At 44.8% G+C, this 24,458-nt stretch carries 21 protein-coding genes; 15 read left to right on the top strand and 6 right to left on the bottom strand.

Annotation, left to right across the window (positions count from 1 at the left end; translation table 11 throughout):
• Positions 1-255: 255 nt before the first annotated feature.
• Positions 256-1,236: a hypothetical protein gene (locus BN3261_RS00350; protein ID WP_059085190.1), complete on the top strand. Its 981-nt coding sequence runs from the start codon at positions 256-258 to the stop codon at positions 1,234-1,236.
• A gap of 84 nt (positions 1,237-1,320) precedes the next feature.
• Here BN3261_RS00350 and mobQ read toward each other — a convergent pair whose 3' ends face one another.
• Positions 1,321-3,096, bottom strand: coding sequence for a MobQ family relaxase (gene mobQ, locus BN3261_RS00345; protein ID WP_059085189.1), 1,776 nt, complete (start codon positions 3,094-3,096; stop codon positions 1,321-1,323).
• Between the two features lie 160 nt (positions 3,097-3,256).
• Here mobQ and BN3261_RS00340 point away from each other — a divergent pair, with 160 nt between their 5' ends.
• From BN3261_RS00340 to BN3261_RS00325, 5 genes are all read left to right on the top strand, one after another.
• The gene (locus tag BN3261_RS00340; protein ID WP_059085188.1) at positions 3,257-3,643 is read left to right on the top strand and encodes a GNAT family N-acetyltransferase; all 387 of its coding nucleotides are present in this window, start codon (positions 3,257-3,259) and stop codon (positions 3,641-3,643) included.
• A complete protein-coding gene (locus BN3261_RS00335; RefSeq protein ID WP_059085187.1) occupies positions 3,640-5,553 on the top strand; it encodes a type IV secretory system conjugative DNA transfer family protein in 1,914 nt (637 codons plus the stop codon). Before BN3261_RS00340 ends, BN3261_RS00335 begins: the two co-directional genes overlap by 4 nt.
• Positions 5,514-6,485, top strand: coding sequence for a DUF5688 family protein (locus BN3261_RS00330; protein WP_059085186.1), 972 nt, complete (start codon positions 5,514-5,516; stop codon positions 6,483-6,485). Before BN3261_RS00335 ends, BN3261_RS00330 begins: the two co-directional genes overlap by 40 nt.
• Positions 6,486-6,495: 10 nt before the next feature.
• Entirely contained in the window at positions 6,496-6,618 is a 123-nt protein-coding gene (locus tag BN3261_RS18065) for a hypothetical protein (protein ID WP_268872670.1), read from the top strand.
• A 116-nt stretch (positions 6,619-6,734) separates the two neighbouring features.
• The gene (locus BN3261_RS00325) at positions 6,735-8,237 is read left to right on the top strand and encodes a CAP domain-containing protein (protein WP_059085185.1); all 1,503 of its coding nucleotides are present in this window, start codon (positions 6,735-6,737) and stop codon (positions 8,235-8,237) included.
• A 251-nt stretch (positions 8,238-8,488) separates the two neighbouring features.
• Here BN3261_RS00325 and BN3261_RS00320 read toward each other — a convergent pair whose 3' ends face one another.
• From BN3261_RS00320 to BN3261_RS00310, 3 genes are all read right to left on the bottom strand, one after another.
• Positions 8,489-8,713: a hypothetical protein gene (locus BN3261_RS00320; protein WP_059085184.1), complete on the bottom strand. Its 225-nt coding sequence runs from the start codon at positions 8,711-8,713 to the stop codon at positions 8,489-8,491.
• Entirely contained in the window at positions 8,714-9,661 is a 948-nt protein-coding gene (locus tag BN3261_RS00315) for an ArdC-like ssDNA-binding domain-containing protein (protein WP_059085183.1), read from the bottom strand.
• An 886-nt stretch (positions 9,662-10,547) separates the two neighbouring features.
• Positions 10,548-11,288, bottom strand: coding sequence for a hypothetical protein (locus BN3261_RS00310; RefSeq protein WP_059085182.1), 741 nt, complete (start codon positions 11,286-11,288; stop codon positions 10,548-10,550).
• 263 nt (positions 11,289-11,551) lie between these two features.
• On the opposite strand from BN3261_RS00310, the gene BN3261_RS00305 reads away from it, so the two are divergent.
• Complete coding sequence (locus BN3261_RS00305) at positions 11,552-13,891, top strand: DUF927 domain-containing protein (protein ID WP_059085181.1); 2,340 nt, start codon at positions 11,552-11,554, stop codon at positions 13,889-13,891.
• A gap of 742 nt (positions 13,892-14,633) precedes the next feature.
• Here the strand turns inward: BN3261_RS00305 and BN3261_RS17585 are convergent.
• Positions 14,634-14,786, bottom strand: coding sequence for a hypothetical protein (locus BN3261_RS17585; RefSeq protein ID WP_199874091.1), 153 nt, complete (start codon positions 14,784-14,786; stop codon positions 14,634-14,636).
• Positions 14,787-15,410: 624 nt separating this feature from the next.
• Between BN3261_RS17585 and BN3261_RS00295 the strand changes: the two genes are divergently transcribed.
• The 5 genes from BN3261_RS00295 (at position 15,411) to lepB (ending at position 18,620) form a co-directional block, all read left to right on the top strand.
• Positions 15,411-15,719, top strand: a complete 309-nt coding sequence (locus BN3261_RS00295; RefSeq protein WP_059085179.1) for a hypothetical protein — start codon at positions 15,411-15,413, stop codon at positions 15,717-15,719.
• Positions 15,720-15,768: 49 nt separating this feature from the next.
• Positions 15,769-16,212 carry a hypothetical protein gene (locus BN3261_RS00290; protein ID WP_059085178.1) on the top strand — a complete coding sequence of 148 codons (444 nt, stop codon included), beginning with the start codon at positions 15,769-15,771 and terminating at the stop codon, positions 16,210-16,212.
• Positions 16,213-16,359: 147 nt separating this feature from the next.
• Positions 16,360-16,845 carry a hypothetical protein gene (locus tag BN3261_RS00285; protein ID WP_059085177.1) on the top strand — a complete coding sequence of 162 codons (486 nt, stop codon included), beginning with the start codon at positions 16,360-16,362 and terminating at the stop codon, positions 16,843-16,845.
• A 99-nt stretch (positions 16,846-16,944) separates the two neighbouring features.
• On the top strand, positions 16,945-17,739 hold the full coding sequence (locus BN3261_RS00280; RefSeq protein WP_059085176.1) for a structural protein: 795 nt from the start codon (positions 16,945-16,947) through the stop codon (positions 17,737-17,739).
• Positions 17,740-18,074: 335 nt separating this feature from the next.
• On the top strand, positions 18,075-18,620 hold the full coding sequence (lepB, locus tag BN3261_RS00275) for a signal peptidase I (protein ID WP_059085175.1): 546 nt from the start codon (positions 18,075-18,077) through the stop codon (positions 18,618-18,620).
• Positions 18,621-19,799: 1,179 nt separating this feature from the next.
• On the opposite strand, the gene BN3261_RS17580 is transcribed toward lepB, so the two are convergent.
• Positions 19,800-19,961 (bottom strand): hypothetical protein, encoded by a 162-nt coding sequence (locus BN3261_RS17580; RefSeq protein ID WP_199874090.1) that lies wholly within the window; start codon positions 19,959-19,961, stop codon positions 19,800-19,802.
• Positions 19,962-20,239: 278 nt separating this feature from the next.
• Between BN3261_RS17580 and BN3261_RS00270 the strand changes: the two genes are divergently transcribed.
• From BN3261_RS00270 to BN3261_RS00260, 3 genes are all read left to right on the top strand, one after another.
• Positions 20,240-21,526 carry a tyrosine-type recombinase/integrase gene (locus BN3261_RS00270; protein ID WP_059085174.1) on the top strand — a complete coding sequence of 429 codons (1,287 nt, stop codon included), beginning with the start codon at positions 20,240-20,242 and terminating at the stop codon, positions 21,524-21,526.
• Positions 21,527-21,677: 151 nt separating this feature from the next.
• Positions 21,678-21,899, top strand: coding sequence for an HPr family phosphocarrier protein (locus BN3261_RS00265; RefSeq protein WP_015525837.1), 222 nt, complete (start codon positions 21,678-21,680; stop codon positions 21,897-21,899).
• 178 nt (positions 21,900-22,077) lie between these two features.
• Positions 22,078-24,444, top strand: coding sequence for an ATP-dependent DNA helicase (locus BN3261_RS00260; RefSeq protein WP_059085249.1), 2,367 nt, complete (start codon positions 22,078-22,080; stop codon positions 24,442-24,444).
• Positions 24,445-24,458 lie beyond the last annotated feature (14 nt).

The raw sequence follows: 24,458 nt of genomic DNA, 5'->3' as shown, positions 1-24,458 counted from the left end.
AAAATCAAGCATATTATTGTTGAAATCCAAAAGAGAGGAGAAACAAATATGCGGAAAATGCACTTTGAATATGTCTATAAATATAAAAAGTATATAAATTTTTGCGGGTTATTTTTCGGAGCGTAACCTTTTCCGCAAAAATTTGAATTGTGGATTTCTTTGTGACATAATAGATTTGTAAGCAAAAAGAACTCGCGAGTGAAACCATAAAAACTGTTTTCCCGGAAGGGACTTATTGATAGAGGAGGTACATTTATGTACGAGAATTATGTTGAATTAAATAATAACATCGTGAAAATCTGTGATTGTTTTACTGCCCCAGAGGATGCAGGAGATATAAGGGTAGGAGAGGAAATCAGCAGGATTGTCCGCAGAGCATTTCTTTATAGATTCATGAGTTATGTAACAGATGATTGTGAGAATAAAGGAATGGATGAAAAGGAAATGTTGGAAAGAGTTGGACATCACGTTCCCAAAGATGCCCGCTGGCAGCATTTTGTACAGGCCTGCAAGGATGGAAATTTTGATATGGAAGAACTGAAAGCCGCAGTAAAACATATAGGGGATGAAGTGAAAGGGCTGTTTGATGACCTGTCAGCAGGAGAACTGGACAAGGATAACTGTACATTATATGCAGAAGGGAAATCATTTGCGGATGTAATCCTTGCAGTAGATAAATTGCCATTTGAGTATCATAGTAGAACTGATTTTAACGATGATGATGAGTTAGTACAGTATCTTGTTATCAATGAGAGTAACCGACGCCAGGGATATGCTTATGTTGAAATTGAAGAATTTATACCGAAATATTATAAATCCTGTGAACCAGGGAGTTATTTAGTATCTCCATCACGACCTTTAGAATTTACTATCATGAATGCAAAAGAGATGAAGAAGGGCGAGACATCCCTGGAAGGAGATGCGGTACGGAAAAAGAAGGATATTTTATTTAATATGTTCAGCCTGTATGCGCAGCGTTATATCCTTCTGGACATCTGGAAGGAGGATGCAAAAGAAAGTGATTCTTCAAAAGAACTTTTGGAAAAAGCGCAGAAACTGTTTGCATATTCTGAAAGTGAAGATGACCCAAGAGACAAAAGAGCACAGGAGATTTACACAGACATTTCCGATTATCTTGAAAATCAGCCGATGGAGTTTTGGGAAACCGTGGATTGCCGGAGAGGGAAACTGGAAGATTTATTATGTGAAGCATATGATAAAGTCTATGGAAAATAAGTTCCCGGATTTCGGGGTGTAATAAGAAGGGAGAGCAGTTGTGTGGGCTGTTCTCCCTTTTTGGTGGAATCAAATTGCCATAGATTAATAATTACGCCCCTGATTCTCACTTACCGTCCTCTGCGCGGATTGGTCCATCCGCTCCAGCAGATATCCTGCCCGGCCAGCCAGGTAGAGGGTATGGTTCAGGGCATAATCGGTTTTATATAAGATTCGGTCAAATGTCTCGGTTTTTACTTTGCCGGTCCGTTTACGGATATGGTCAGAAGTCCGCTGTCCGTAAATGTCAGACCATCTTTTTCTACGTTCCCGGAAGTCGGCCAGGTGTGAGACGTCATCCGGTATCTGGCTGCATAGTTTTTCATACCGGCGGGTATGCTCCTGTATCTGTTCCTCGCAGGCGGAAATCTTCTGGTCCAGTGTCTGCAAGTCGGATTCCATCTGTGCCAGCATCCTGGCTTTGGTTTCGTAGTCCTGGATATCGGAAAAGCCTTCTTCGTTCAGAATCCTTCCCAGCCGTTCCTGACGGAAGCGGATGCCTTCTTCCTCTGCCTGGATTGCGGCTTCTATCTCATCAGGACGGCTGCTCCAGGCTGGAAACTTCCCGTCCCATTCTTTCCTGAGTGTGGAGATGTTTTTTCGAGCCTGCCGGTCTCGTTCCTGGACATTCTCCCGGGCTGCTTTTACACGGATGACTGATTCCTGGAGAGACTGCGCTGTTTTCTGGATATATTCCCGTTGTGTCTGGAAGTCCTCCAGGTCATACCGGGCAGAGAGGATTTCACCCCGCAGCCAGCCCATGCGCTCTGCAATGGATTCGTAGAGTTGGTCATTCTTTTGTTTTATCTCTGCTTCCAGTTCGCCCAGAGTCTGGCGGATTTCCTGATTCTTTTTATTTAGTTTTTTGATATCTTCGTTAATCTGATACTGCTGGGAATCGGTCTGTTTTGCCCCATGAGGGCCAAGATGGATGCCGGCGATATCATCCAGACCCTGTGCTTGATAAGAGCGGCAGTCCACCCTTTCTGGTATGCCTGCACGTTCCAGGGCCTGGTTTACATGTTCTTCCCAGGATTTCCGCCAGGAAAAGATGGCATCCGTGGAGTTCCAGTACTTCATCTTCGGATTCTCCCGTCCGTAGGGAGTGGAGCGGGGATTGCTGGATGCCCTCACCAGGTTTTCCAGGTAGGCCTCAGAGGGTGTCAGCCAGACTTTTTCCCGGCCTTTGAAGTACGGGTACTGTTTTTCCCAGCCATCCGCCTTGGCCTGGATAAATTCCTCGGCGGTAAAGGCTGCGGTCTCTCCCTGGCGTTTGCAGAGATATTCTTTCTGTGTCTTTGGCTGCCAGTTCCCATTTTTATCCAGGGGCCGCATGGTCAAAAGGATGTGTGCATGAGGGTTCTGGAAAATCATGTCTTTTTCATCCTTCGTTGGCTGGCCGTTCCGGTCAACAGGGATATGCTGCTCATTGGTGACAGGCGGATTGTGGATGCTGAAATCGGCGACCATGCCCTGAGAAACAAAAGCATCCTGGACAAATCCCTGCACCAGTTGGAGGTTTTCCTCCGGTGTCAGTTCATTTGGAAGGGCAATCATGACCTCTTTGGCGAGTCTGGCCCTCCGGTCTTTTTCTGTCTCTTCTACAGAGTTCCACAGATATCCCCGGTCCTGAAACTCTTTCGGCGCATGTTCCGGTAGCACGATTTCGCTGTGTGTCACCCATTTCTTCTTGGTGTAGTCCTCCATGATTCCGGTGTACTGATTTTCTATTTTACTGGCAGAACGGTAGGCGGCTGCGGCCACAACACTTTTTCCGTCATTCCGTTTGATTACCTGCATATGGAATTGAAAGATTGCCATAGATAAAATCACCTCGTTTTTTATTTTTCAATATGGAGAATCCGGGGCAGGATAAAATTTTTTTCATTCCGTTTTTTATCTTCTCTTTTTTTCTGCATACTGTAAGTGCTGGTAAGGAAGAAACCTTATCAACGAAAATAAAACATAAGGAGTTGAGAACATGAGAGGAAAGCAACTTGCAGGGGCCACAGACCAGAAACTGCGGGTCCTGCTCACCTATAAGGGGTCAGCCCCGGCCGGTAGTGAGATTCAGGATGATTACATATTTCTTAATCTGGAGGCTGACGGGAGACCGGAGCCGGCAGCCACGGCAGTAGTCAATTTTCCGGTGATGGAAGGAGAAAAAGCCTTGTTCATCCATTCCCTGGATGCAGGTGATAACAAGGCAAGGGAGTATCTGCTGGGTGTGATAGAGGATTTCGCCAGGAAGAGGGGGTATCCATCTGTTTACATCCATACCGGGAAACAGAAGAAGCATTTTTTAAAGAAGAATGGCTTTGAAGAGATTTCAGAAAAACCGATTGCCAGGAAGGTCCTGGAACCATGAAAGACTGGCTGTACCGGTTTTGGAAATATCTGAGGACGGAGATACAAAATCCCCGTCCCGGGATAAAAAAGGATATATGGAAATGGATAAACCGTATCTTTTTCAGCGGAATCTGGCTCCAGCCTTTTGCGATGGCGGGGTTAATCCTGTTCTTTCAGAAAGTTTTGGGCGGGGATGTGTCGTACCTCATCCTGTTTGTCTTATCATTCCTGCCGTCTGTCTATGTATGGTCAGAGAACCAGAGGCAGGCTGCGGCCGGAAAGAAGGATTTCAGTATTGAGGATGTATTCCACGAAAAGCCTAATGAATTTTCAAGCCCGTTAAAGCAAAAGGCGATGTACCCAAGGATTGCGGAAGATTTCCTTTTTGACCAGCCACAGGGCGTGGTGTTTGGAAGAACAGAGGAAGGATATTTCAAAAAAGAGCAGAAATATCTGTGCAAGCCGATGGATGCAGCACATTATAAGGATGGCCATGTATTCGTGATTGGTGGGTCTGGCAGTGGCAAGTCCTCTGCCCTGGTCATTCCGTCATTGCTGGCCAGCCAGAATGTTGGTGGATTTTATGTTGACATCAAAGGAGAACTCTGGCGGAAATCCCGAAGGATGGATGCGGAAGATGTGGTCATCATTGATTTCCAGGACCGGGGGAAATGGGGATGGGATGCGTTGTATCTCCTGAACCACAAAGGAGGACGGGTCACGGACCAGGATATCCGGGAGACTATGGAAGAAATCGCAAACAGCCTGATACCCATATCGGCCAAGGATACAGACCAGTTCTGGAAACAGTCGGGCCGCTCGCTTTTGGTCGGAGAACTGGTTGGCCTGTATAAGCAGAAAAAGATACATAACCTGTCAGAACTGGTGAATGAGATACTGTCCCGGGATGCCAAGGAACTGGTGGGGGAATTACTGGACGGGGCAGCACCGAGGGCTACAGAGACGAAATTTCTTTCTTCGTTCCGGAACCTTGCGGAGGATACGATGTCGGGAATCGTCCAGCAGGAGCAGGAGTCTTTAAAAATCTTTATCGATGAAGATATCCGATATGGAATGGAGACCAATACCCGGCAGGCAAACCCGCAGATGCTTGAGAAAGGAAGGGCAGTCTTCCTGGCCATCCCGGAGGAAAAACTGGAAGTGTACTACAATTTGGTAAACCTTATTATCGCCCAGGTGTTTGGGAGCCTTATAAAGAGGCCGGAAGGGAGCCGGCCGGTCATGGTCGTGATTGATGAGATGGCCCGGATTTGTGCCCGAGGCCCCGTGCCATGTTTACATTCAGGAATACTGCTCACTGGAAGAAGCCGGAACATCACCCTGATTTTGATAACCCAGAGTTTTGAAGCCCTGGAGAATGCTTATACGAAAGCCGATGTCCAGTCGATGATTGCCAATAGTGCATATCTGGTCTGTTTGGATGTACGGAGTCCTTCCACAGCCAAGACCATCTGCGGGATGGCTGGCATTTACAAGGAAAGGCAGACGACCTGGAGCGGTTCCGGGAAGAGCCGTAGTGTCAGTATCTCATACCAGGACAAGCCAGTCCTGGAGCCTTCGGATTTGTCCAGGCTGGTGAAGCAGGATGAGGTCATTATCATATCCGCAGATTACGGGTATTGCAAAGCCAGGAAGTGCTCATACTTCAACGATGCCGTCCTGGGGCCGATGTCTGAGAAGGTGCAGCGGTATAATCGGGAGGCTATGGGGATAGAAGGGAAAGAAGAAATAAAAGCAACAAAAAGACCAGTACCAATCCTTCCGGAACGGCCGGAGGATTGTAGAGAAAAATTAATACGGCTGGCAGAAAAAGGATATGAGACCCTGAGGGAGTCTATCCACCGCCAGTATGAAGGAGGAAAGGAGAAATGGAAAAAGAAGACAAAATCAGACTGCAAAAAGCAATAGAGAAGAGCCTGGGGGAGCAGTGGGAAGTAAAGCCCATCATAGTCCCGAAAGTAAACGGCCCCAGGGATGGATTACGTTGCAGGCATGAAGGGGATAAACATGCCCTGGTCATATATCCGGACGATTATGCAGGGATGCTGGCATCCGGGGAGAGTATGGCGGATATCGGGAGATACGCAGCGGGCCTGGTAGAGGAAAAGAGGACAGCCCTGCCGGAAATCACGGACCTGCCATCCGCGGAGGACTTCCGGAAAGGACTGTTCATCCAGTTGGTGAATGCGGATGCAAACAGGGCACTCCTGGAAAATGCGGTATACGATTCTGTGGAGGATATGGCGGCAGTGGTGCGCTGCAAGGTAGCCGAGGAGGGAACGTTGCTATATTCCTTCTGTGTGACGAAAGACAGCCTGCCGTTATTCCGGATGAGCCAGAGTGAGGTTTTGGCCGAGGCATATAAAAATACGGCAGCGCAGGAGTTCCAGTTGCGGAATACTGCCGATATCCTGCGGGAGGAACTGGAAAGACAGATAGAAGCGGGGGAAGTGACAGAGATACAGAGGGAAGTGATGGAAGAGATGCTCGCCCAGGAATCACCACTCTATGTCCTGACGAACAAAGAAAAAATAAACGGTGCTGGTGTGATGCTGTGCCAGGAGGCTTTACAGAAGGTGTCTGAAGAATTGGGCGAGCCTTATTACATCCTCCCCAGTTCCATCCATGAGGTCATGGTCGTAAGGGAAAGTGAAGATATGGACATCGGGAGGATGAAGGAGATGGTGAAGAAAGTGAACCTGTCCACAGTAGAGCCGGAGGACCTGCTCTCTTACGAAGTCTTCCGTTATGACGGCAGGAAACTGTCCGTTGCCAGGGAAGATGTCCAAAAAGTATCGGAAACCGTAGACAAGGTAAAGCATCACAAATGGACGATTTAAGGAGGAAAATATGGGAAAAGAAGAAAGACTGACAGAAGCCGTCCGGAGATATCTGGAACTGAGGCCGGGATTTTTCCGGGTGGATGTGAGGACCGGGGACGGAAGGCTGATAGAAGGGAAGAAAGGTATATGAGAGGCTGGAATGCCTCTCATTTTTTATGCGGAAAATGTGGCTGGTTGATTTACAAAAGGGTGAGGGCAGGAGTAAAATAGAGGTATACATACGCAACAGACAAGGAGGAAAACAGGATGAAAAGAAAGAGGATAATTAGTTGTTTCCTGGCAGTCCTGCTGGTATTGGTGATGGCTATGCCGGTATTCGCTGCATCTGGAAAGACACCTTCGGCAGTATCTGTAACGAAGGCTGCGGCTGCTAAAAACTCCGTGACAGTCACCTGGAAACGTGCCAGCAATGCCACATCATACCGGGTGTATTATAAACAGGCCGGTGCCAAGAAATGGACGAGGCTGGCAACTATCAGCAGCAAAAACCTGAGGTACACGCATAAATCTTCAAAGAAGTATCCACTCAAGGGTGGTAAAAAATATACCTATACAGTCAGGGCATATAATAAATACGGTAAGAAATGGAGTTCTTATGACAAGAAAGGCAAGACCGTTACTATCCCGGCCGTGCCGTCTACCGTAAGGGCCAGCGCGAAGCCAAACGGCTACAACCAGACAACCGTGACCTGGAGCAAGGCTTCCAATGCTACGAACTATCTGGTTTACTACCGCTCCGCTGACACCACAAAGTGGACCAGGATTGCGAACGTCAGTTCAAAGACCCTGAAATACGTTCACAAGTCCAGCCGCAAGTACCCGGTTGAAGCCGGAAGAACTTACTACTATATGGTAAGGGGTTATAACAAGACGTTTAAGACTTACGGCAGTTACAACAAAGCAGGACTGCAGGTTGTCATTCCAGAGAGACCGGTTGTAACGCCAACCACAGCCCCGACAGTTGGGCCGACAGCAACGCCGAAGCCGACGCAGAAACCGAAGCCTACGGCAACACCAAAGCCAACGGCTACTCCGAAACCCACACAGAAGCCAAAGCCTACCGCGACACCAACCCCAGACCCGGACAGCCCGTCTGAGATTAACAAAAAAATCAAAGAGGTAGTTAAGCTGACAAATCAGGTCAGGGTTAAGCATGGTTCAGCAGCTGTTGTTGAAGATGCCGCTCTTGATGCCGGTGCAGCAGTCAGGGCGAAAGAGATTTATACAAAGTTCAGCCATGGAAGACCAGATGGAAGCGATTTTAGTACAGCTTATTATGAAGCAGGAGCCGGCAATATCCTTGGAGAAAATATTGCGACTGGCGATACGCCTGAGCGTGCAGTCTATTTATGGGAGAACAGCCGTGGTCATCTTGTTTCAATGCTTGACAGGGAAGCGACCCATATTGGTGTTGGCGTTTACAAGAACTTCTGGGTACAGATTTTCGCGAAGAACCCAAGCCAGAAGTATACTTTAACAGTATATGCAAATGGAGGCACGTTCCCGAGCAAGGGCGGTGTAGAGAAGTTTGAGATGAGTGTTCCGGCCAGAGCAGATATCAAACTGTCAACTATTGACATTCCGGAAAAGGAAGGCTGCAAGTTTATAGGATGGACGGAATGTTATGAAAATCCATATTTTGAAGGTGGCTTAATGGATTTGGATTACATTAAAAACAATGACCTCCACATGCCTGAGAGTAAAACATTAAAGGCCAACTGGTCGGATTCTTCCGATTCTTCAAATTAAACGATACAATTTAAGCGCTCTCAACCGGAAAGGTTGGGAGCGCTTTTTTGAAATCTTTTTTATGTTTTTTTTGTTCTTTTTTTAACGCTGCTTTCCTTTACAACAGCAAATTGTAATTCTAAAATGTCATTATCAACGGACAGGGAAAACGGCGGCCAGGCTTGCCGTTCTGCTGGTCATCACACTGATTGCCCCGGCAGTCTTTCAGTCCACCACCCCGGCGGCTTCCAAGCGAACGCCCACAAGACCTACTACTTGCTTAAAATCTTTTTTAAAACTTCCCTGATTTCCGCTTCATTCATAGTCGAAGCATCCGGCAAAAATTCCAGCACCATCTTTCCGATATCAACCAGGCGTTTTGTGTAGTTCTTTTTCTCAAGAGCACGCTGGCGGTTCTCTGCTAACTGCTGGCGATGAAGGGCCTGTTTTGCTTTTAACTGTTCTATTTCTGCAAGTTGCTGTTCAATCGTATCCATTTATCTGCACCTCCTTTTCTGTACGGTCTCTGCGGCTTCGGCTATAGCCTGGACCGGTTTTTCTGCTTTTGTAAGTTTCTGTTCTACTGCGTCAATCATCTCGTTTGAAGTACTGCGTATGGTCTCCAGGCTGGCTTTCAGTTCCTTTACGTCTTTGCCGGAACTCCAACTGGAAATATAGCCGAAAGAATATTCCGAAGTGTCCAGGCCGAGATACTGACAGACAACAAAAGCAATGGATTCTGCCTGCACCTCTGCGGTGTGTTTATCCGGAAGGTCTGCCGAATGGAGTTTTTCATGGGCCATTTCATGAATCAGGGTCTTGAGAGACTGTGCTTCGGAAAGGCTGCTGTCTATGACGATTTCTTTTTGGATGAGGTCATAATATCCATTTGCATCCCCGGATATTGCTTGGAAGCGGACTGGAACCGGGCAGATATCTAGGAGTATATCTTTTATCTGCTTTTGCTTGTCGCTCAGGCTGCCTTCCAGGTTGTGGCAGAGTTCCGGCAGGGGTTCACCTTCCGTCTGCTTGATGTCAAAGGTATATCCAACCTTAAAGAACGGAATGATTCTTTCAACAACTTCCTGCTTGACACTTCCATCGGGAAGAGTAACCGGTCTGCCGTTTTCATCTCTTACGTCTTTTAAGGATTGGGATTTGATTGATGAGGGGCAGATGATTTGGATTCCGGATTCTCCCTTTTTGACCTGACGGTTCAGAGACTTCCAGCAGGTATAACTTGCACACAGCGTGGCATCCGGTCTTTGTCTGGCAATCAAAATCTGGTTATTCAACGAGTAATTGTGGAGGTGCAACATCTTGGAAAGAAAAGCCCTGTACTTGTCCCCATCCATAAAATCTTTGATGGACTGCTCCAGGCCCGCAGTCAGTTCATTCAGGGCTTCCTGCCTAGATTTGGATTGTTTTTTATCTGTTTTTTTCATATAATATTGCCTCCTTTGGATTTGGGTAATATTAATATGAAGAAAAGATGATGGGGATAAAAAAATTTGCGGGTTTTGGTGTGGAGGGATGGGAGAAGAAAAAAGAGATGGACAGATTTGGGTAGCAATATGTATTTTGAAAGGTTCCGTTTTGTTCTGAGGTATGATATAATCGTTCTGTTGTCCAACCGAGACCCGGCAACGGGAGGAGGTGAGAACTATAAGCGAAATAATAATTACCTTTATCGTTACCGTCGCGGCAGGTGTGACTTGCCATCTCATCTGCAAATGGCTAGATAGGAACGACTAGGACAACAATAGCCTGATGGATACTTGACCATCCTAAAAAACAAGAAGAAGCCCTCGGTTGTAGTGCAAGTACAGCCGGGGGCTTCGTTCTTTGCTATAAGCGTTTAATAATTACCTTTTGCCTACTGGCATTATATCATATGCAAATCTGAAAATCAATATACCGATAAATGGGAAATCGGGAATCATCTGTATCACACATATCGTGAAATATCACAAGAACTTTTTACAATAGAATCATCCTGCTCTTGGCTTTGAAAACGGTTCTGGGGTGACGGCTGGAAGGCGGCAGGGATAGACACAGCCGGAGGTGGTGGATAGTACACCATAATAATGGTGAGTATATGCGCCCTTCCTCTTAATAAATCTGTAGAAAATCATTCTTTTTTAGGGGTATCGGCAGTCGTTCCGGCTGTTATAATCTTGAAATCCTGGTAAAGATGGTGGTCCCGGAAACACGGTGATGGTGCTTTCGGAAGTTCGGTGATGGTGGTTCTGGAAATGCAGCGATGGTGGTTCCGGAAATGCAGCAATGGTGGTCCCTCAAATATCAGTATGGTGTTTCTATCTTATCCAATCAATCCTCAGGAGCATCGTCAGGAGCCTCCGACTTTGTAGCATTGAAATCCTGGGCTTGCTGTTGGTTAAAGGTCTTGATACATTCAAGCGCAAGGTTATACCACCGCTTGGAGTTCTTCTCTGCATTGTCTGCGTGTTTCTCAGCATAATAAATTTTTGCGGTCAAATTGCTGGTCTCTACCAGAAGTTTGTTGTATGCGTTCTGTAAATCTGAAAGTTGTTTCTTGAGAAGTTCATTTTCGGTCTGTAGAGCAATCAGTTGACGGTCAGGGGACGCCTTGTGCAATGGCATCCATATGGATTCGTCTAAGGGCTTGGTGTTTGCTTGGGGTGATGTTTCCTTTGATGAAGGTGTGGTGGCTGCATGGTTTTCCTGTGCGAAGGCATCCTCGGGAGTATTGGAAATATAATCCTTGAAAGGCTGAAATTGGTGGGCTTTTTGGGGATTAGATTTATTCTCCTTAATATAAATGAGCATATCTTTGAGTTGTTCCGCAATGTTGTTGGCATCGCTATCAATCTGTGCCTGAGGTCTCCGGTGCTCGTTCAGAAATTCTACAGCGAAGTCGTCCAGGTATTTAGTCTTGTTCCTTATCTGGATATGGCCCCGGAGTTCAGTATCCTGATATTTAATAACCTGGCGTCTGACCGCTTCATATGTGATTCCCTGGCTGTTCGCATACTGGGGAAGAGTGGTCCCGATTTCATTATCACAAGTCCATGAATGGGTGTTTTCCATAAGTTTTTGTTCCTTTCACAGTACTTTTTTATTTGGTGAGTACATTGTAGCATATGGTAGTGCGTAAATCAATATAAATAATAGTTGCGCAATGTAGTACGTGTAAAAATAAAGAAAACATGAAGAATAAATGGATTTTTGCAAATATGTTGACACAACGTAGTACGAAGCGTATTATAAAAATAAATCACGAAACCACAAACTATCAACATGATTTTTACGCATATTGATTTTATCTCATGAAAGAACAGGAGGAGAAGATTATGAGTGAGAATTTAAACATAGATGTAGCAGCAATGCTGAACCAGTTGCCGCCGGAAATGCAGGCGTTAATCATAAATATGATAAAAGGAGGGCAAAACGCAGCCGTTCCGCAGGCAGGACCATCTGCAATAAATAAAAAAGAAATACCGGAGAATCCCGGATTACAGGATTATACAGAACTGTATTGCGATTGCTTCAAAAAGGGAGAAATCGGATGTGTGACAAGAGCGGAGCAGTTCAGCGATTCGGATATGTACAGAATATTATTTAGTGTAAACTGTGGAGAGATTAGGCGGAATGAAGTGCAGTATCGGTTAGAGATGCTTGCAAAGGAATTAGGCGGAATGGCCCTGGTTCGGTATTTCAAGAAAAATTGTATGGCCGCAAAAAGAGAAATAAAAGAGAGGCAGAAACACGATGATGAAATGGCGGAGCAGGAGAGGAAAAAATTAGCACAAAAAGAAAGAGAAAAAATCCTGGAAACAGGGAATATGACAAAATTTACAGAACTGCCTGAAGGCTGTAAAAATATTTATATTGGTCCTGGATGGGTTGCCAACGATGATGGAATTTATATGCTAGAGGAGAGCGGAAAAACAGTAAGACGGGTAGAGGCGGGGAGATTTCCGTTTTTGATTGATTGTCTATATGAACCGTATGATGCTGGAGCAATCGGTGCTGAGAAATGCGGTATAAGGTTTAAAAGTGTGCAGGGAGATTGGAGACACAAGATTGTGGAGCAGTCAACATTGATGGACTCACGAGAGGCAATGACGCTGGCCAAAAAAGGATACAGTATCAACAGCCGCCGGGCAATGGCGTTTACGGATTATGCAACCGCTATGCTCGAGGAATCTGCGATGAGGGGTGCTCTCCCAATACATAAAATGGCATCATCATTCGGATGGACGAGCGACAAAAAAGAATTCCTGCCATATACAAATAATGAGTTTGTATTTGAAAAAGAGGATGAATTCCCAGGACTGACACAGGCTATATCACAGTCACAGGGCGACAGAGAGGCCTGGTATAGGGAGTTCAAGGAGATGAGGCAGACTAGGGTAAAGATGTTTAATTTTGCAACGATAGTACTGTTAGCATCCCCTATACTGGGCATGCTGCCAGATGTAGTTAACGGTTTTATCGGAAACATTTACGGAGACACGCACACAGGGAAGACCATTTGTGATTCAATCAATGCCACGATTTTTGGAGATTTTAGAGAGGGCTACGTTATAGCACTAACGCCTCAGTCAACACCGACCGGTATGGAGATTCGTATGAATGCACATAAGAACATCCCATTGGTTGTAGAGGATGCCAATAACGCAGACCCGAATATGATTCCAAAATTCATTATGCAGGCGTCAAATGGAGCCGGAGCACTGAGAGGAACAAAGAATATGGGCAACCGGGCGCAGATGTCCTGGTGCTTGTCATCCCTAGTAAATTCTGAGGCTATCCTGACCTCATATGGAAACAGAGGCGGGGTCAATGGAGGCTCATACACAAGAGTTTATGCAGTGAAATCTGGGAGCCAGTTTCCGAAAGTTTGGGAAGAAAAAATAGGATATTGGAAAGAGTTTTTTGCTACGAATTACGGATTTGCCGGACGTGATTTTGTGGAAATCCTACAGGGAATGGAACTGGATGAGTTGCAGGCTATGAAAAAGAAATTTTTTTCGCAGATTGTTGCACGTATGCGAGAGATTGGACATTCAGAGACACAGGCTGAGGGACTGGCGATACTGATGCTTGCGGATTATCTTGCTGCAACAAGATTATTTAAAGACGATATTATGTTTACGATTGACGAGTTGATTTCTTTTACTGAGGATGAGGAGACCATCAAACCAGCAAAAAGATTTTATAACAAACTTGAGGACCTGATGATTGGCAATCCTGACCGATTTGAGGGATTGGACGAAAATTTGACAGAGAGAATCGCGGACCCGTTAGACCCAGCCAAATGGGTTGGAGAGTATTGGGGCCTGTATAGAATGGAAAACCAACAGAGATGGTTATGTGTCAGACCGGAGGTTTTAGATAGATGGCTGGCAGATGGCGGCGTTGACAGGAGACTGTTTTTTGATTTTCTGAGAGAAAATGATTTAATCAGAGCAGATAAGGGCGCAAATACCAGGAAGACACCTTCTAAGATATACAGTACTAGACCTAGACTCGTAAATATCAGACTGATAGATAGCGATTGTGCAGATGAGGATGATTTATCACAGCCTGGAGTAGAAGAGAACGCCCCTCAAAACCCATTTTTGAAGGTGGCAGACGAAATCAATACGCAAAGACAACTACAGATTGAAGAAATAGAATTTAAGTAATGAAAGCAAAGCCCGGTTATAGTGCCCGGGCTTTGCTTATGTTCAGAGATGAGGCAGTAGGGGCAGAACGGGCGATAACTGGGCAGTACAAGGACAATGAGAGCAAGGGTTAAGTATTTCAACAATAAAAAATGAGCATTTTTTGCAAAAAATGGCCTGTTTTGTGGCCAGTGCCCTAGTGCCCCGCCCTGCCCGAGTAAAAATATAGTATATATAGAAGAGAAAAATAAAATTTAAGTAAATCTTTTTTTATTTTTAAATTTCTCATATATATATATATTACTTCATTCACTAGGGCACTAGGGCATTTTCTATATAATATAAATAAATATACTATATATAGTGTATATACATATGAGATATACTGTATTTTGCATAAATGAAGGAGTTTATACAATGATTAGTGCCCAGGTAGTACTGGGGCAGTACTAGGGCAAATGGGGCATTGATTAATCGGTAGTGTATTGCTATCGGTAGGATATGAGGCCTTATACGAAAAAACACTTTCGCAGCCGATAAGTTATCGGGGAACCGGTACTGTATCACAGCCGCAGAATTGGTTTTCGTGCCAGAGAACCACAGCCATCCGGTAGGGATAACCTGACAACGGCGCAGGCCGCCAGTAACTCCAAGTCTGCCAGTGGAATTGTCTATGGGAACAGGCCGTCCGGGTAAGGCGAAATGCTCCCGCAGGTGTTGATGAGTACAAGGCATACAGCCCTGCCATTCGCCGTAAACCTTCTTATATATAAGCAACTTCCCGGGCGTTATCATATATATTCCAGCCATAAGAAACATCATATCTGGCAATCGTATCCGGCACATCTATAAAATCATATCTATCCATAATCCTGTCCGCAGCCCTTATCATCAGGTTGCACCAGGCTCTTTTCATCCACAGCCGCCATCACAGGCCGGTTCAGGAGTCCTTGCTGGCACGCTTCGTCAATTATTTCCCGATGCCTTTAACATATCACTGCCATCTTTGCCGCATCCTGCCCTCATATATCGCCGCCACCGCTGCGGCAACCTGTCATGACCTGCCCGCTACAATCTCTGTATTTCTTCCCTGTCGCCGGTCAACATCTCCGCAGGCATTATCCCAGGGCATCCCGGGGCCGCCGTTCCCAGCCAATCGTTCTTCCGTACAGCCTTCCCGATGCCCGGATGCAACTGTCCAGCCGCAGCCTCCGTTTCTACTGTTGCACCTTGTTCTCAAACCCTATCCAGCCTGCAACTCCTCCCGCGTTCCGGCCCTCCCAGATGCCATTTCCACCAGCCGAAAAATAATCCGCAAAAAAATACGCCTCCGGATTTCCTCAACATATAAAGGATAACGGAAGGGAAAAGAGAAAACCGGGAGGTGAAATCCATGAAGACATAAGAACATTCCGTCATGCGGATGCCGGAAATGTGCCGTGGCACAACAAGGGCTAAGAAAAATCAACGATAATCCGCACGACTGCATCAATTTTCCAGCAGGCTATATATGTAAAGAAAAAACAAGGAGGATAGGACCATGAGAAAGATTTTACATGGAAGATTATATGACACAGACACAGCCAGATATATTGGCAGTAACCAGAGCAGTTGTTACAAAAATGACTACCGTTATTTTGAAGAGGAATTCTATAGGAAGAAAACAGGAGAGTTCTTCCTGTATGGCGAAGGAGGCCCGGCATCCAGATATGCGGAACGTCTGGAAAGCGGCGGCTGCATCGGCGGGGAGCAGATTATCCCACTGTCAGAGGAAGAAGCAAGGGAATGGGCGGAAGAGAACCTTACTGTTGAAAAATATGAGGAACTTTTCGGAACCTTTGAAGAGTAAGAAGTGCTTTTATAAGAAACGATTTTATAGCAGAAAGGAAGATACCGATATGAGACCATTAAGAGAAGTTTATAGCGACATTACAAACCTGAAATGCAGAAAGGAAATCCAGAAGGCCTATGATGTGGTAAGGGACAGATACCAGGTGTTTGCAAAGAAGGCTCAGGAGATTGTAGAAGACACGCAGATGTCCATGATGCTGGACAGGATGCAGGAACTGGTACAGCAGGGCAAAATGATGAACATGTTGTCAGAGGAAGAGGTCATGGAGGAAAGCAAGAAACGGATTGATAAGGAATGCACACAAGAACTGGCTGCCGTCAGGGAGGCCAATACAGAGTTCATGAGGGTATGGGGAAAAGCACTGCTGGAATACCCGGAAGAGAGCGTGAGAATCTGTCAGTTGGGCTGGAATGTCGGCGAAGAATTGAAAAGAAACGATATCCAGTATCTGAACAAAGAAAAGATGTGGAATGGCCCGGATACGGAATGAATCCCGGATATCTGGAGACTTGGGCGGGCTGGACCGGCAGCCTGCTTCCGGTGAAAAGATGGACCCGCAAAAAAACAGACGGGATGATTCTTTTGACATATAGATGATACAACCGGTAAGGAATCAGGACGAAAGGAGATTTTACATATGAAACAGAAACATACTACCTGGCACGGAGCGGAACTCAGCCCTGCGGCGATAAAGGCAGGCTTCGTAGACTATTTTGCTGCGGCAGAAGCAGTTGACGCAGAGTACTACGACATCAATGCCGAAGATGAGGGGACCTGGGAGTTGGTAAATGGCGATGAACTGTATTTCAGGGACAGCGAGGGTGAGGCCTATGGTTCGGAAATGGCCTTGGAGAGAGTCCGGGAACTGGAGGCGATGATTGCCGAGGCCGAAGATAACCAGGACACTTCCAGGTGGGAGAAAGACATAGAACTGCTGACGGCGAGATGTGAGGTCATAGAGCCGTGTGAGTATTACCAGGTGCCAGAGGAAGGGGCAAGGATACTGCTGGATGAATCCGAGGAACTGGTCTATTACAACGCCAGGCTGGAGGTCTATGTATGGGGTATCTGCCACTTTGGGCTGAATTGGAAACGGGTGCTCACGACTATCCCGGTCCGATAAGAGTTATAGACCGGTAAAGACACGGGCAGGCTGCACAGACGGCCTGCCCGGATAAAAATGTTACATACCAAAATTTATACGTAAAAAGGAGATTATATTATGATGAAGAATCCAAAAGAATGCGTTTGTATCCAGAAGAACCAGACATTTTTTGTGCTGAATGAGTTGACCATACCAGAATGCAAGGACGGCAGCGAGCCGCTGACCTTCCATCACGATACGTTCAGCCGTTTTAAATTTGTCCTTATCAGCAAAGAAAAGAGACCGGCCACAGCCAATGTGCCGGTAAAAGAACTTCCGGCCATCTTCCAGAAAATCCGGAACCTGAGCCTCCGGGATATGTTATCGGTACAGAAACAGAAATCTGAGCCGTCAAAGAGCCCGGCATACACGACTACGATTAATGCAGGGACATTAAAAGGAAAGACTCCGGCAGCACTGCTCCTGGAGGATGAACAGACTAATAAAAGGCTGTTAATCAACCAGAAGAACTGGCTTGAGAGCAATTTAGGCAGGTATCCAAGAAACGCGGCACAGATAACAGCAATCGAGGATGCCTTAAGACTATACGAAGCAGGACAGTTGGATGCGGAGGAATCCAAGGCTGGATTCCAGGCAGAGACGGTCTACAGTTCCGGCATGAGGCCCCTTATCCGGCGGAAACACGGCGATAAATACTTTGTGTATGAAATCTCTATCCGCTGGGACGGAGCCTCTGAGAAAACGGTAGAAATTGATATCCGGAACTACTATGCACCGGTCACGAGGACGGAAAAAGGCCTTTTGAATGTAAAAGCAAAGGAGCGAAGGGGAAATCCGGAATGTGATATCCCTTACCCTGGAAGAGTGGCTGTGGGTGGAACATATGCTGGAAAGCAATATCCGGACTTTTGAAGACCTGTATGCACGGAATCATTACAAGCAGGCATACGAGGCAGAAAAGGAACTCAGGGAAGCACTGAGGAAGGATGGAAAGATAGCATCATAACATCATAAGGAATTTGGAACAGGAGGCCTGGAAACAGACCTCCTGGATGTATAATCGGGTTGATTGACATTTCTGCTATGACATGTTACTATGGCGGTGAAAAGGGAACACGGTCGATAGATGGCTGATTAAATATAAAGTTGGATAGAGATTGCCGCTTCATTTACCAGACTGGGGCGGCTGTTTCTATGTCTTGAGGAGCCGCAATCGCGAGATTTGGATATAAGAAAGAAGATATAATATGGAAGAAAAAAATACAGATGAGCCATTGAGTCATGTATGCCTGAGATATCTGGCCATCATTGTTATAACAGTTGCTGCAATGATTTTCCTGTATACGAAAATCCTGATAAATGCTTATATCCCATCAGATTCCATGGAAAACACTTTGATGACAGGTGACAGACTGATTGGGAACCGTATTGCATACCAGTTTGGAAACAATCCGGAACGGTACGATATCATCATGTTTTATGCCCCGGATGAGCCTGACGAAGTGTATATCAAACGGGTCATTGGATTGCCAGGGGAGACTGTGCTTATAAAGGATGGAAAAGTTTATATCAATGGTTCACATACAGCATTAGATGATTCCTTTATACGTGAAGAAATGGAAGAGGAGCCAGAGATGGAATTTCATGTCCCGGAAGATAGTTATTTTATGCTTGGAGATAACCGGAATGAATCGCTGGATTCCAGGTATTGGGACAATCCCTATGTGGCAAGGAGCAGCATTGTAGCAAAAGCATGGTTCAGATACTGGAAGGGATTTAAGATGCTGGATTAAAACAATCCCGTTGAAAAGAAGAAAACAATATAGTATAATACAGGCACAAGGTTTTTCTTCTATATTTTTTCGCACTGCCTTTTGACATTTTTTTCGTAACATTCCTTGTCAAAAACCAGTGCCTCCCGTTTATTCAATCTTCATCCGCTTCCAGCCCAAAAGAAGAAAAATAAACCCAAAAGAACCACCAAAAACCTTGTCTCAGGAGAAATCCTGGAACAGGGTTTTTTTAATGGAAAAAAGAGAAGAGAAACCTTAAAAAAGGCTTAACTAAGCCAAAAACCAGGCATCAAAGGTCTGTGAAAAAAAGAAAAAGAGATTTAAAAAGTGAACAGAAAAAAAAGGAGGGGCGCGGAAAGATTGTCCGAAAAAGAATAAAAAAGATAGTCTGTTGCAGCCGGATTATCTTGATATCTTATGGATAAAGCCGTCCCGGTTTTGACAAATGAAATTACGAAAAAAGTGTCAAAAGAGGGTGCGAAAGGACACCACATATTTTTATGTAAGTCTTTTTGGCACTTTTTTTGCGATTTCTTTTGATATTTTGCGCTGCCGAAACGTAACCGGAAACCCGTGAAGAGATGACGCAGAGCAGGGAAAAAGAAAAAAGAAAACAAAAAGAGAAAACCAAAAAAATCAATAAAACCACTAGAAACCTTGTTTCAGGGTATTACCCTGAAACAAAGTTTTTTTATTGAAACGGAAAAGAAGAAAGAAGAGAAATAAAAATAGATAAAGAGCGAAAAAAGAAGACAAAAAGATAAAATAAAGCATAAAAAAGAAAAAGCAAAAAAAGAAGTGGTGGATGAACCTTGGAATGCAAATTATGCTTAAACGTTGATGAGTACAAGGCATACAGTCCCGCCTGACGCCGTAAACCTTCTTATATATAAGAAACTCCCCGGGCGTTATCCCGTTCCAGCCCACCGGCCACAAGAACCATCATATCTGGCAATCGTATCCGGCACATCTATAAATCTAATCTATTCCATAGGTCCTGTCCGCATCCATCATCATCAGGCCGCACCAGGCTCTTTTCATTTACAGCCGCCATCACAGGCCGGTCCAGGAGTCCTTGCTGGCACGCTTCGTCAATCATTTCCCGATGTCTTTAACATATCGCAGCCATTCTTGCCGCATCCTGCCCTCATATATCGCCGCTACCGATGCGGCAACCTGTCATGACCTGCCCGCTACAATCACTGTACTTCTTCCCTGCCGCTGGTCCACACTGCCACAGGACGCCATCCCAGGGCCGCCGTTTCCAGCCAATCGTTCTTCCGTACAGCCTTCCCGATGCCCGGCTGCAACTGTCCAGCCGCAGCCTCCGTTTCTGTTCATGCCATCGGTTCTCAAATCCTATCCAAGCAGGCATACGAGGCAGAAAAGGAACTCAGGGAAGCACTGAGAAAGGGCAAGGCATCATAAAAAGTTGGCACAGAGGGCCTGGAAACGGGCTCTCTGTACCGTATTAAATAGAGAGCCGGGTTATACCGGTTCTTTTTTATTTACATTAAAAGATGTGTTCATAGATATTTTGAAAAAAGACTCGCAAAAAACTAAGGCCATACCATTTTTTCAGCATGTTGTCTTCAAACAATAGAACGGAGGCAACTTTTATGGAACTTACTGTTGAAATGATGAAAAAGTTATTAGATTCTGCTATAATTAATAACGAGGACGTAGAGAGAGCCCAGATAGAAACAATTAAGGAGGCTCTCATGAATAAATATGGCATAAAAGCACCAAAACTTACACAGAGAAAAAATAGAAAAGGATATGTATGTAATATTCCGGGAAAATATGTTATTCCAGGTGGACCTAAAAGGCCACAAGTCAGTGGCAGTACACAGGCGGAGTGCCTAAAAAATTTTTATGATTACATAGAAAAATCGGTGGTAGGGACATATGATAAAAATATGACTCTGCAAGATGTGTGTGAAGAATGGCTTAGAAAAAAGAAAGGTGAGATAAATGAAACAACACTGGATAGGTATGATTCCATCTATCGTAATCATCTTAAAGATACCGAGTTCTCTAATCTGACATTAAGAAAGATAAAAAAATTTGACTGTGACGACTATATTAAAACGTTGTATCATAAAAAACTTGCATATAGAACGGTAAAAAACATAAAAACTTTAGTATCTCAGGTGATGCATTATGCTATTATGCGGGAATATATGAATACAAATTATATGAGTTATGTAAAAATCAATGCTAATTTGTGTGCTGTTAATGAATACAAAAAGGAAGCCTGGACTGACGAGGAATTATGCATTATCCGGAAAAAATCACTAGAAGAATGGAATGAACATAAGAAATATAGATTTTCTGCCGTTATTATGTTATCTGCTACAACTGGATGTAGAATAGGTGAATTACTGGCAGCAGATTGGTCTGATATTGATTTTGAAAAGAAAACGTTTACTATTAATAAAAATTATGTCAATTATAGAGATGTAGATACAGGAAATTATGTTACACAAATCAATCATGGGAAAAATGTTGCTAGTAGGAGAAGTATAGACCTGACGGATGAGGCTGTTTTTTGGTTTAAAGAAATGAAACGCCGTAATGACCATTTGGGATTATATAGCGAACATGTTATAGTATCACGAAAGGGGGCTCGTCTAAAACACAGGGCTATTGATGCAAGAATAGAAACATTCTGTAATGCGATACATATACCGTATAAGGCATCTCATACGGGTAGACGTACTTATGCTACTGCACTTAAAGACTATGGGGTTCCGATTAGCGAAATTAGTGCAGACCTGGGACATAGCAGTATTTTAACTACACAGGCAATTTATTATAAACGTAGAAATTCACGTGAAAAAGCATTGAGTCAAAAAAATGCAGCGTTTGTGGCAACACTTGGCAACACCCCATCATTGGAATAAACCCGCATAATATAAGAAAAAATGGTCGAAAAACAAAAAATATTGTACATTGTGTCGAAAAAAGTTTGATATGAAATAAACAGTATTGACAAAAACTTAACTTTTGTGTAAAACTGAAATATGAAAAAATCAGAAAGGCAGGCGGTCAGCTATGGAGAAACAGATCAAACTGGATGAAAAAAGTGCACAGGAGTTTGTCAGTGCAGCCAGCAGATGTAATTTTGATATTGATGTATTTTATAACCGTATTATCATTGATGCAAAGTCGATCCTCGGACTTTTGAGTCTGGATCTGACAAAGACTCTGACAGTAAAGTGTTACGGAGAAGATGAGGATTTTAATCGTGTTCTTTCCAAGTATGCAGCAGGTTGAGAAATATGAATAAAGAAAAACGGTGATAAAAGGGCGCAGTTCATGAGAAGAAAAGCAGAACATGCGTCCTTTTTATTATGGGAAGCTTTCGGATCATATTTTATGGTATAATCCTGGTATAGCATGGAAAAAGAATAGCTGCCGGACTGGAATTCCGGCAGCTGCCGGGAGTGAAAATATGGAAAAACCAAGAGTGCGGATTTCTGTCAGAAATCTTGTGGAATTTATACTGAGGAGCGGAGATCTGGATAACAGCAGTGGGACATCCGGAGATAAGGAAGCCATGTTAAAAGGCGGAAGGCTTCACCGCAAGATACAGCGGAGTATGAAGGGCGATTATCAGGCAGAGGTTTCTCTGAAAAAAGAAAGTGAATACGACGATGTGGTCATTCAGGTCGAGGGCCGTGCAGATGGGATCTTTACAGAGGACGGAGCCGTTTATATTGATGAGATCAAGGGGACTTACGGAAATGTCCAGGCAATGGACATGCCAATACCTGTCCACCGTGCCCAGGCCATGTGTTACGGAATGATCTGGGGAGAAAAAGAAGGGATTTCTGAAATCCACATTCAGATGACATACGCTCATCTTGAGACGGAAGAAACCAGGAGATTTCGTGAGGATTTTTCCATAGAGGAGCTTAAAGGCTGGTATCAGAAGCTTCTGGATGCCTATCACAAATGGATCGCATATTCTCTTAACTGGAAAAAAGAGAGAAATGCATCCATGAAGGATCTGCAGTTTCCGTTTCCATACAGAGAAGGGCAGCGGGATATTGTTAGTGGTGTGTACCATACGGTTTCCAGCGGGAAGACCTTATTTGTTCAGGCGCCTACCGGTGTGGGAAAAACCATGTCTGCCATTTTTCCGTCCGTGCGCGCCATCGGTGAGGGAAAAGGTGAAACACTTTTTTATCTTACCGCAAAAACCATCACAGGAACTGTGGCGCAGGAGGCATTTCACATCCTGCGGGAAAAAGGTCTGAAATTCAAGGTAACGGCGATCACGGCAAAGGAAAAGCTGTGTTTTCAGGATACTCCGGAATGTACACCGGAGAAATGTCCTTATGCAAAGGGGCATTTTGACCGGGTAAATGATGCGGTTTATGAGCTCTGGACCACTGAAGAGGTATATTCCCGAGAAGTGATCCGTGCTCATGCAGAAAAATGGCAGGTGTGCCCTTTTGAAATGTGTCTGGATCTTTCAATCTGGGTAGACGGGATCATCTGTGATTATAATTACGTGTTTGATCCCAATGTTCATCTGAAACGTTTTTTCGGGGAAAATATTTCCGGGGATTATATTTTTCTGATCGATGAGGCACATAATCTGGTAGAACGTGGCAGAGAGATGTACAGTGCCGGTATTTCCCGTCAGAGTCTGGTAGCACTTCGAAAGAAGATAAGAAAGAGATTTTCAAAACTGGCCAGAACACTGGATAAAGCAAATCGCCAGATGATGGAACTGGAAGAGAATCTTGCGGAAACAGGAAAAGGGTATCAGGTGCTTCCCAATCCCGGAGTACTGCCGATCACATTTCTTACAATATCAGGTGAACTGGAAGAAATACTGGAGGAAAAAGAACTGGAAGAAGAACTACGCAGGGAAATACTGGAATTTTATTTTATAGTGCGTGATTTTTTAAATGTTTCAGAGCTGGTAGATGAAAATTATGTAGTATATACCGAAAACAACGCAGAAGAAGGATTTCGTCTGAGGCTGTTCTGTGTGAACCCGGCAGAAAATCTGGGAGAATACCTGAAAAAAGGGAAAAGTGCTATTTTCTTTTCAGCTACAATGTTTCCCATGCTCTATTACCGGGAGCTTTTGACAACAGACCGTGATGCCTATGGGATTTATGTGCAGTCTCCTTTCCCAAAAGAAAACCGCAGGATTCTTATCGGCAGCGACGTAAGCAGCCGGTATACCCGGAGAAATCGTGCAGAATACCGGAAGATCGCCGGATATATTGCCAGATGTGTCTGGCAGAGGCAGGGAAATTATATGGTGTTTTTTCCGTCGTATCGTCTTATGGAAGACGTACTGCAAGTTTATGAGGAAGAATTTTCCGTAGACTGGGTGCGCTGCGTGTGTCAGACGCCGGATATGACAGAACAGGAACGGGAAGGATTTTTGGAGGAATTTCAGGAACGGGAAGGTACCCTGGTAGGGTTCTGTGTCCTTGGAGGAATTTTTTCTGAGGGTGTTGATCTGACAGGAGAAAGTCTGATCGGGGCAGTGATCGTAGGAACCGGACTTCCCCAGATCGGCAGTCAGCGTGAGATCTTGAAAGAGTATTACGATAAAAAGAATCACTGTGGTTTTGATTATGCATATCGCTACCCGGGTATGAACAAGGTGCTTCAGGCCGCCGGGCGCGTGATCCGCACAAAAGAGGACAAAGGCGTGATATTGCTTTTGGATGACCGCTTCTGGGATCGGGATTACCAGGAAATCTTTCCCAGGGAATGGCAGGACCGTACAGGCTGCAGGCTGGATACGGTAGAAGGTGCAGTGGAGACGTTCTGGAAGAGGTTTACTTGACAGAACGGAGAAAT

It is taken from the genome of Blautia massiliensis (ex Durand et al. 2017) (genome assembly GCF_001487165.1).
Lineage (GTDB): Bacteria > Bacillota > Clostridia > Lachnospirales > Lachnospiraceae > Blautia_A > Blautia_A fusiformis.
This window is presented reverse-complemented; position numbering and strand designations above follow the sequence as displayed.

Bases quoted from the DNA above. Each gene is read 5' to 3' on its own strand.
- BN3261_RS00350 (WP_059085190.1), top strand. From the start codon at position 256: ATGTACGAGAATTATGTTGAATTAAATAATAACATCGTGAAAATCTGT.
- mobQ (WP_059085189.1), bottom strand. From the start codon at position 3,096: ATGGCAATCTTTCAATTCCATATGCAGGTAATCAAACGGAATGACGGA.
- BN3261_RS00340 (WP_059085188.1), top strand. From the start codon at position 3,257: ATGAGAGGAAAGCAACTTGCAGGGGCCACAGACCAGAAACTGCGGGTC.
- BN3261_RS00335 (WP_059085187.1), top strand. From the start codon at position 3,640: ATGAAAGACTGGCTGTACCGGTTTTGGAAATATCTGAGGACGGAGATA.
- BN3261_RS00330 (WP_059085186.1), top strand. From the start codon at position 5,514: ATGGAAAAAGAAGACAAAATCAGACTGCAAAAAGCAATAGAGAAGAGC.
- BN3261_RS18065 (WP_268872670.1), top strand. From the start codon at position 6,496: ATGGGAAAAGAAGAAAGACTGACAGAAGCCGTCCGGAGATATCTGGAA.
- BN3261_RS00325 (WP_059085185.1), top strand. From the start codon at position 6,735: ATGAAAAGAAAGAGGATAATTAGTTGTTTCCTGGCAGTCCTGCTGGTA.
- BN3261_RS00320 (WP_059085184.1), bottom strand. From the start codon at position 8,713: ATGGATACGATTGAACAGCAACTTGCAGAAATAGAACAGTTAAAAGCA.
- BN3261_RS00315 (WP_059085183.1), bottom strand. From the start codon at position 9,661: ATGAAAAAAACAGATAAAAAACAATCCAAATCTAGGCAGGAAGCCCTG.
- BN3261_RS00310 (WP_059085182.1), bottom strand. From the start codon at position 11,288: ATGGAAAACACCCATTCATGGACTTGTGATAATGAAATCGGGACCACT.
- BN3261_RS00305 (WP_059085181.1), top strand. From the start codon at position 11,552: ATGAGTGAGAATTTAAACATAGATGTAGCAGCAATGCTGAACCAGTTG.
- BN3261_RS17585 (WP_199874091.1), bottom strand. From the start codon at position 14,786: ATGAAAAGAGCCTGGTGCAACCTGATGATAAGGGCTGCGGACAGGATT.
- BN3261_RS00295 (WP_059085179.1), top strand. From the start codon at position 15,411: ATGAGAAAGATTTTACATGGAAGATTATATGACACAGACACAGCCAGA.
- BN3261_RS00290 (WP_059085178.1), top strand. From the start codon at position 15,769: ATGAGACCATTAAGAGAAGTTTATAGCGACATTACAAACCTGAAATGC.
- BN3261_RS00285 (WP_059085177.1), top strand. From the start codon at position 16,360: ATGAAACAGAAACATACTACCTGGCACGGAGCGGAACTCAGCCCTGCG.
- BN3261_RS00280 (WP_059085176.1), top strand. From the start codon at position 16,945: ATGATGAAGAATCCAAAAGAATGCGTTTGTATCCAGAAGAACCAGACA.
- lepB (WP_059085175.1), top strand. From the start codon at position 18,075: ATGGAAGAAAAAAATACAGATGAGCCATTGAGTCATGTATGCCTGAGA.
- BN3261_RS17580 (WP_199874090.1), bottom strand. From the start codon at position 19,961: ATGAACAGAAACGGAGGCTGCGGCTGGACAGTTGCAGCCGGGCATCGG.
- BN3261_RS00270 (WP_059085174.1), top strand. From the start codon at position 20,240: ATGGAACTTACTGTTGAAATGATGAAAAAGTTATTAGATTCTGCTATA.
- BN3261_RS00265 (WP_015525837.1), top strand. From the start codon at position 21,678: ATGGAGAAACAGATCAAACTGGATGAAAAAAGTGCACAGGAGTTTGTC.
- BN3261_RS00260 (WP_059085249.1), top strand. From the start codon at position 22,078: ATGGAAAAACCAAGAGTGCGGATTTCTGTCAGAAATCTTGTGGAATTT.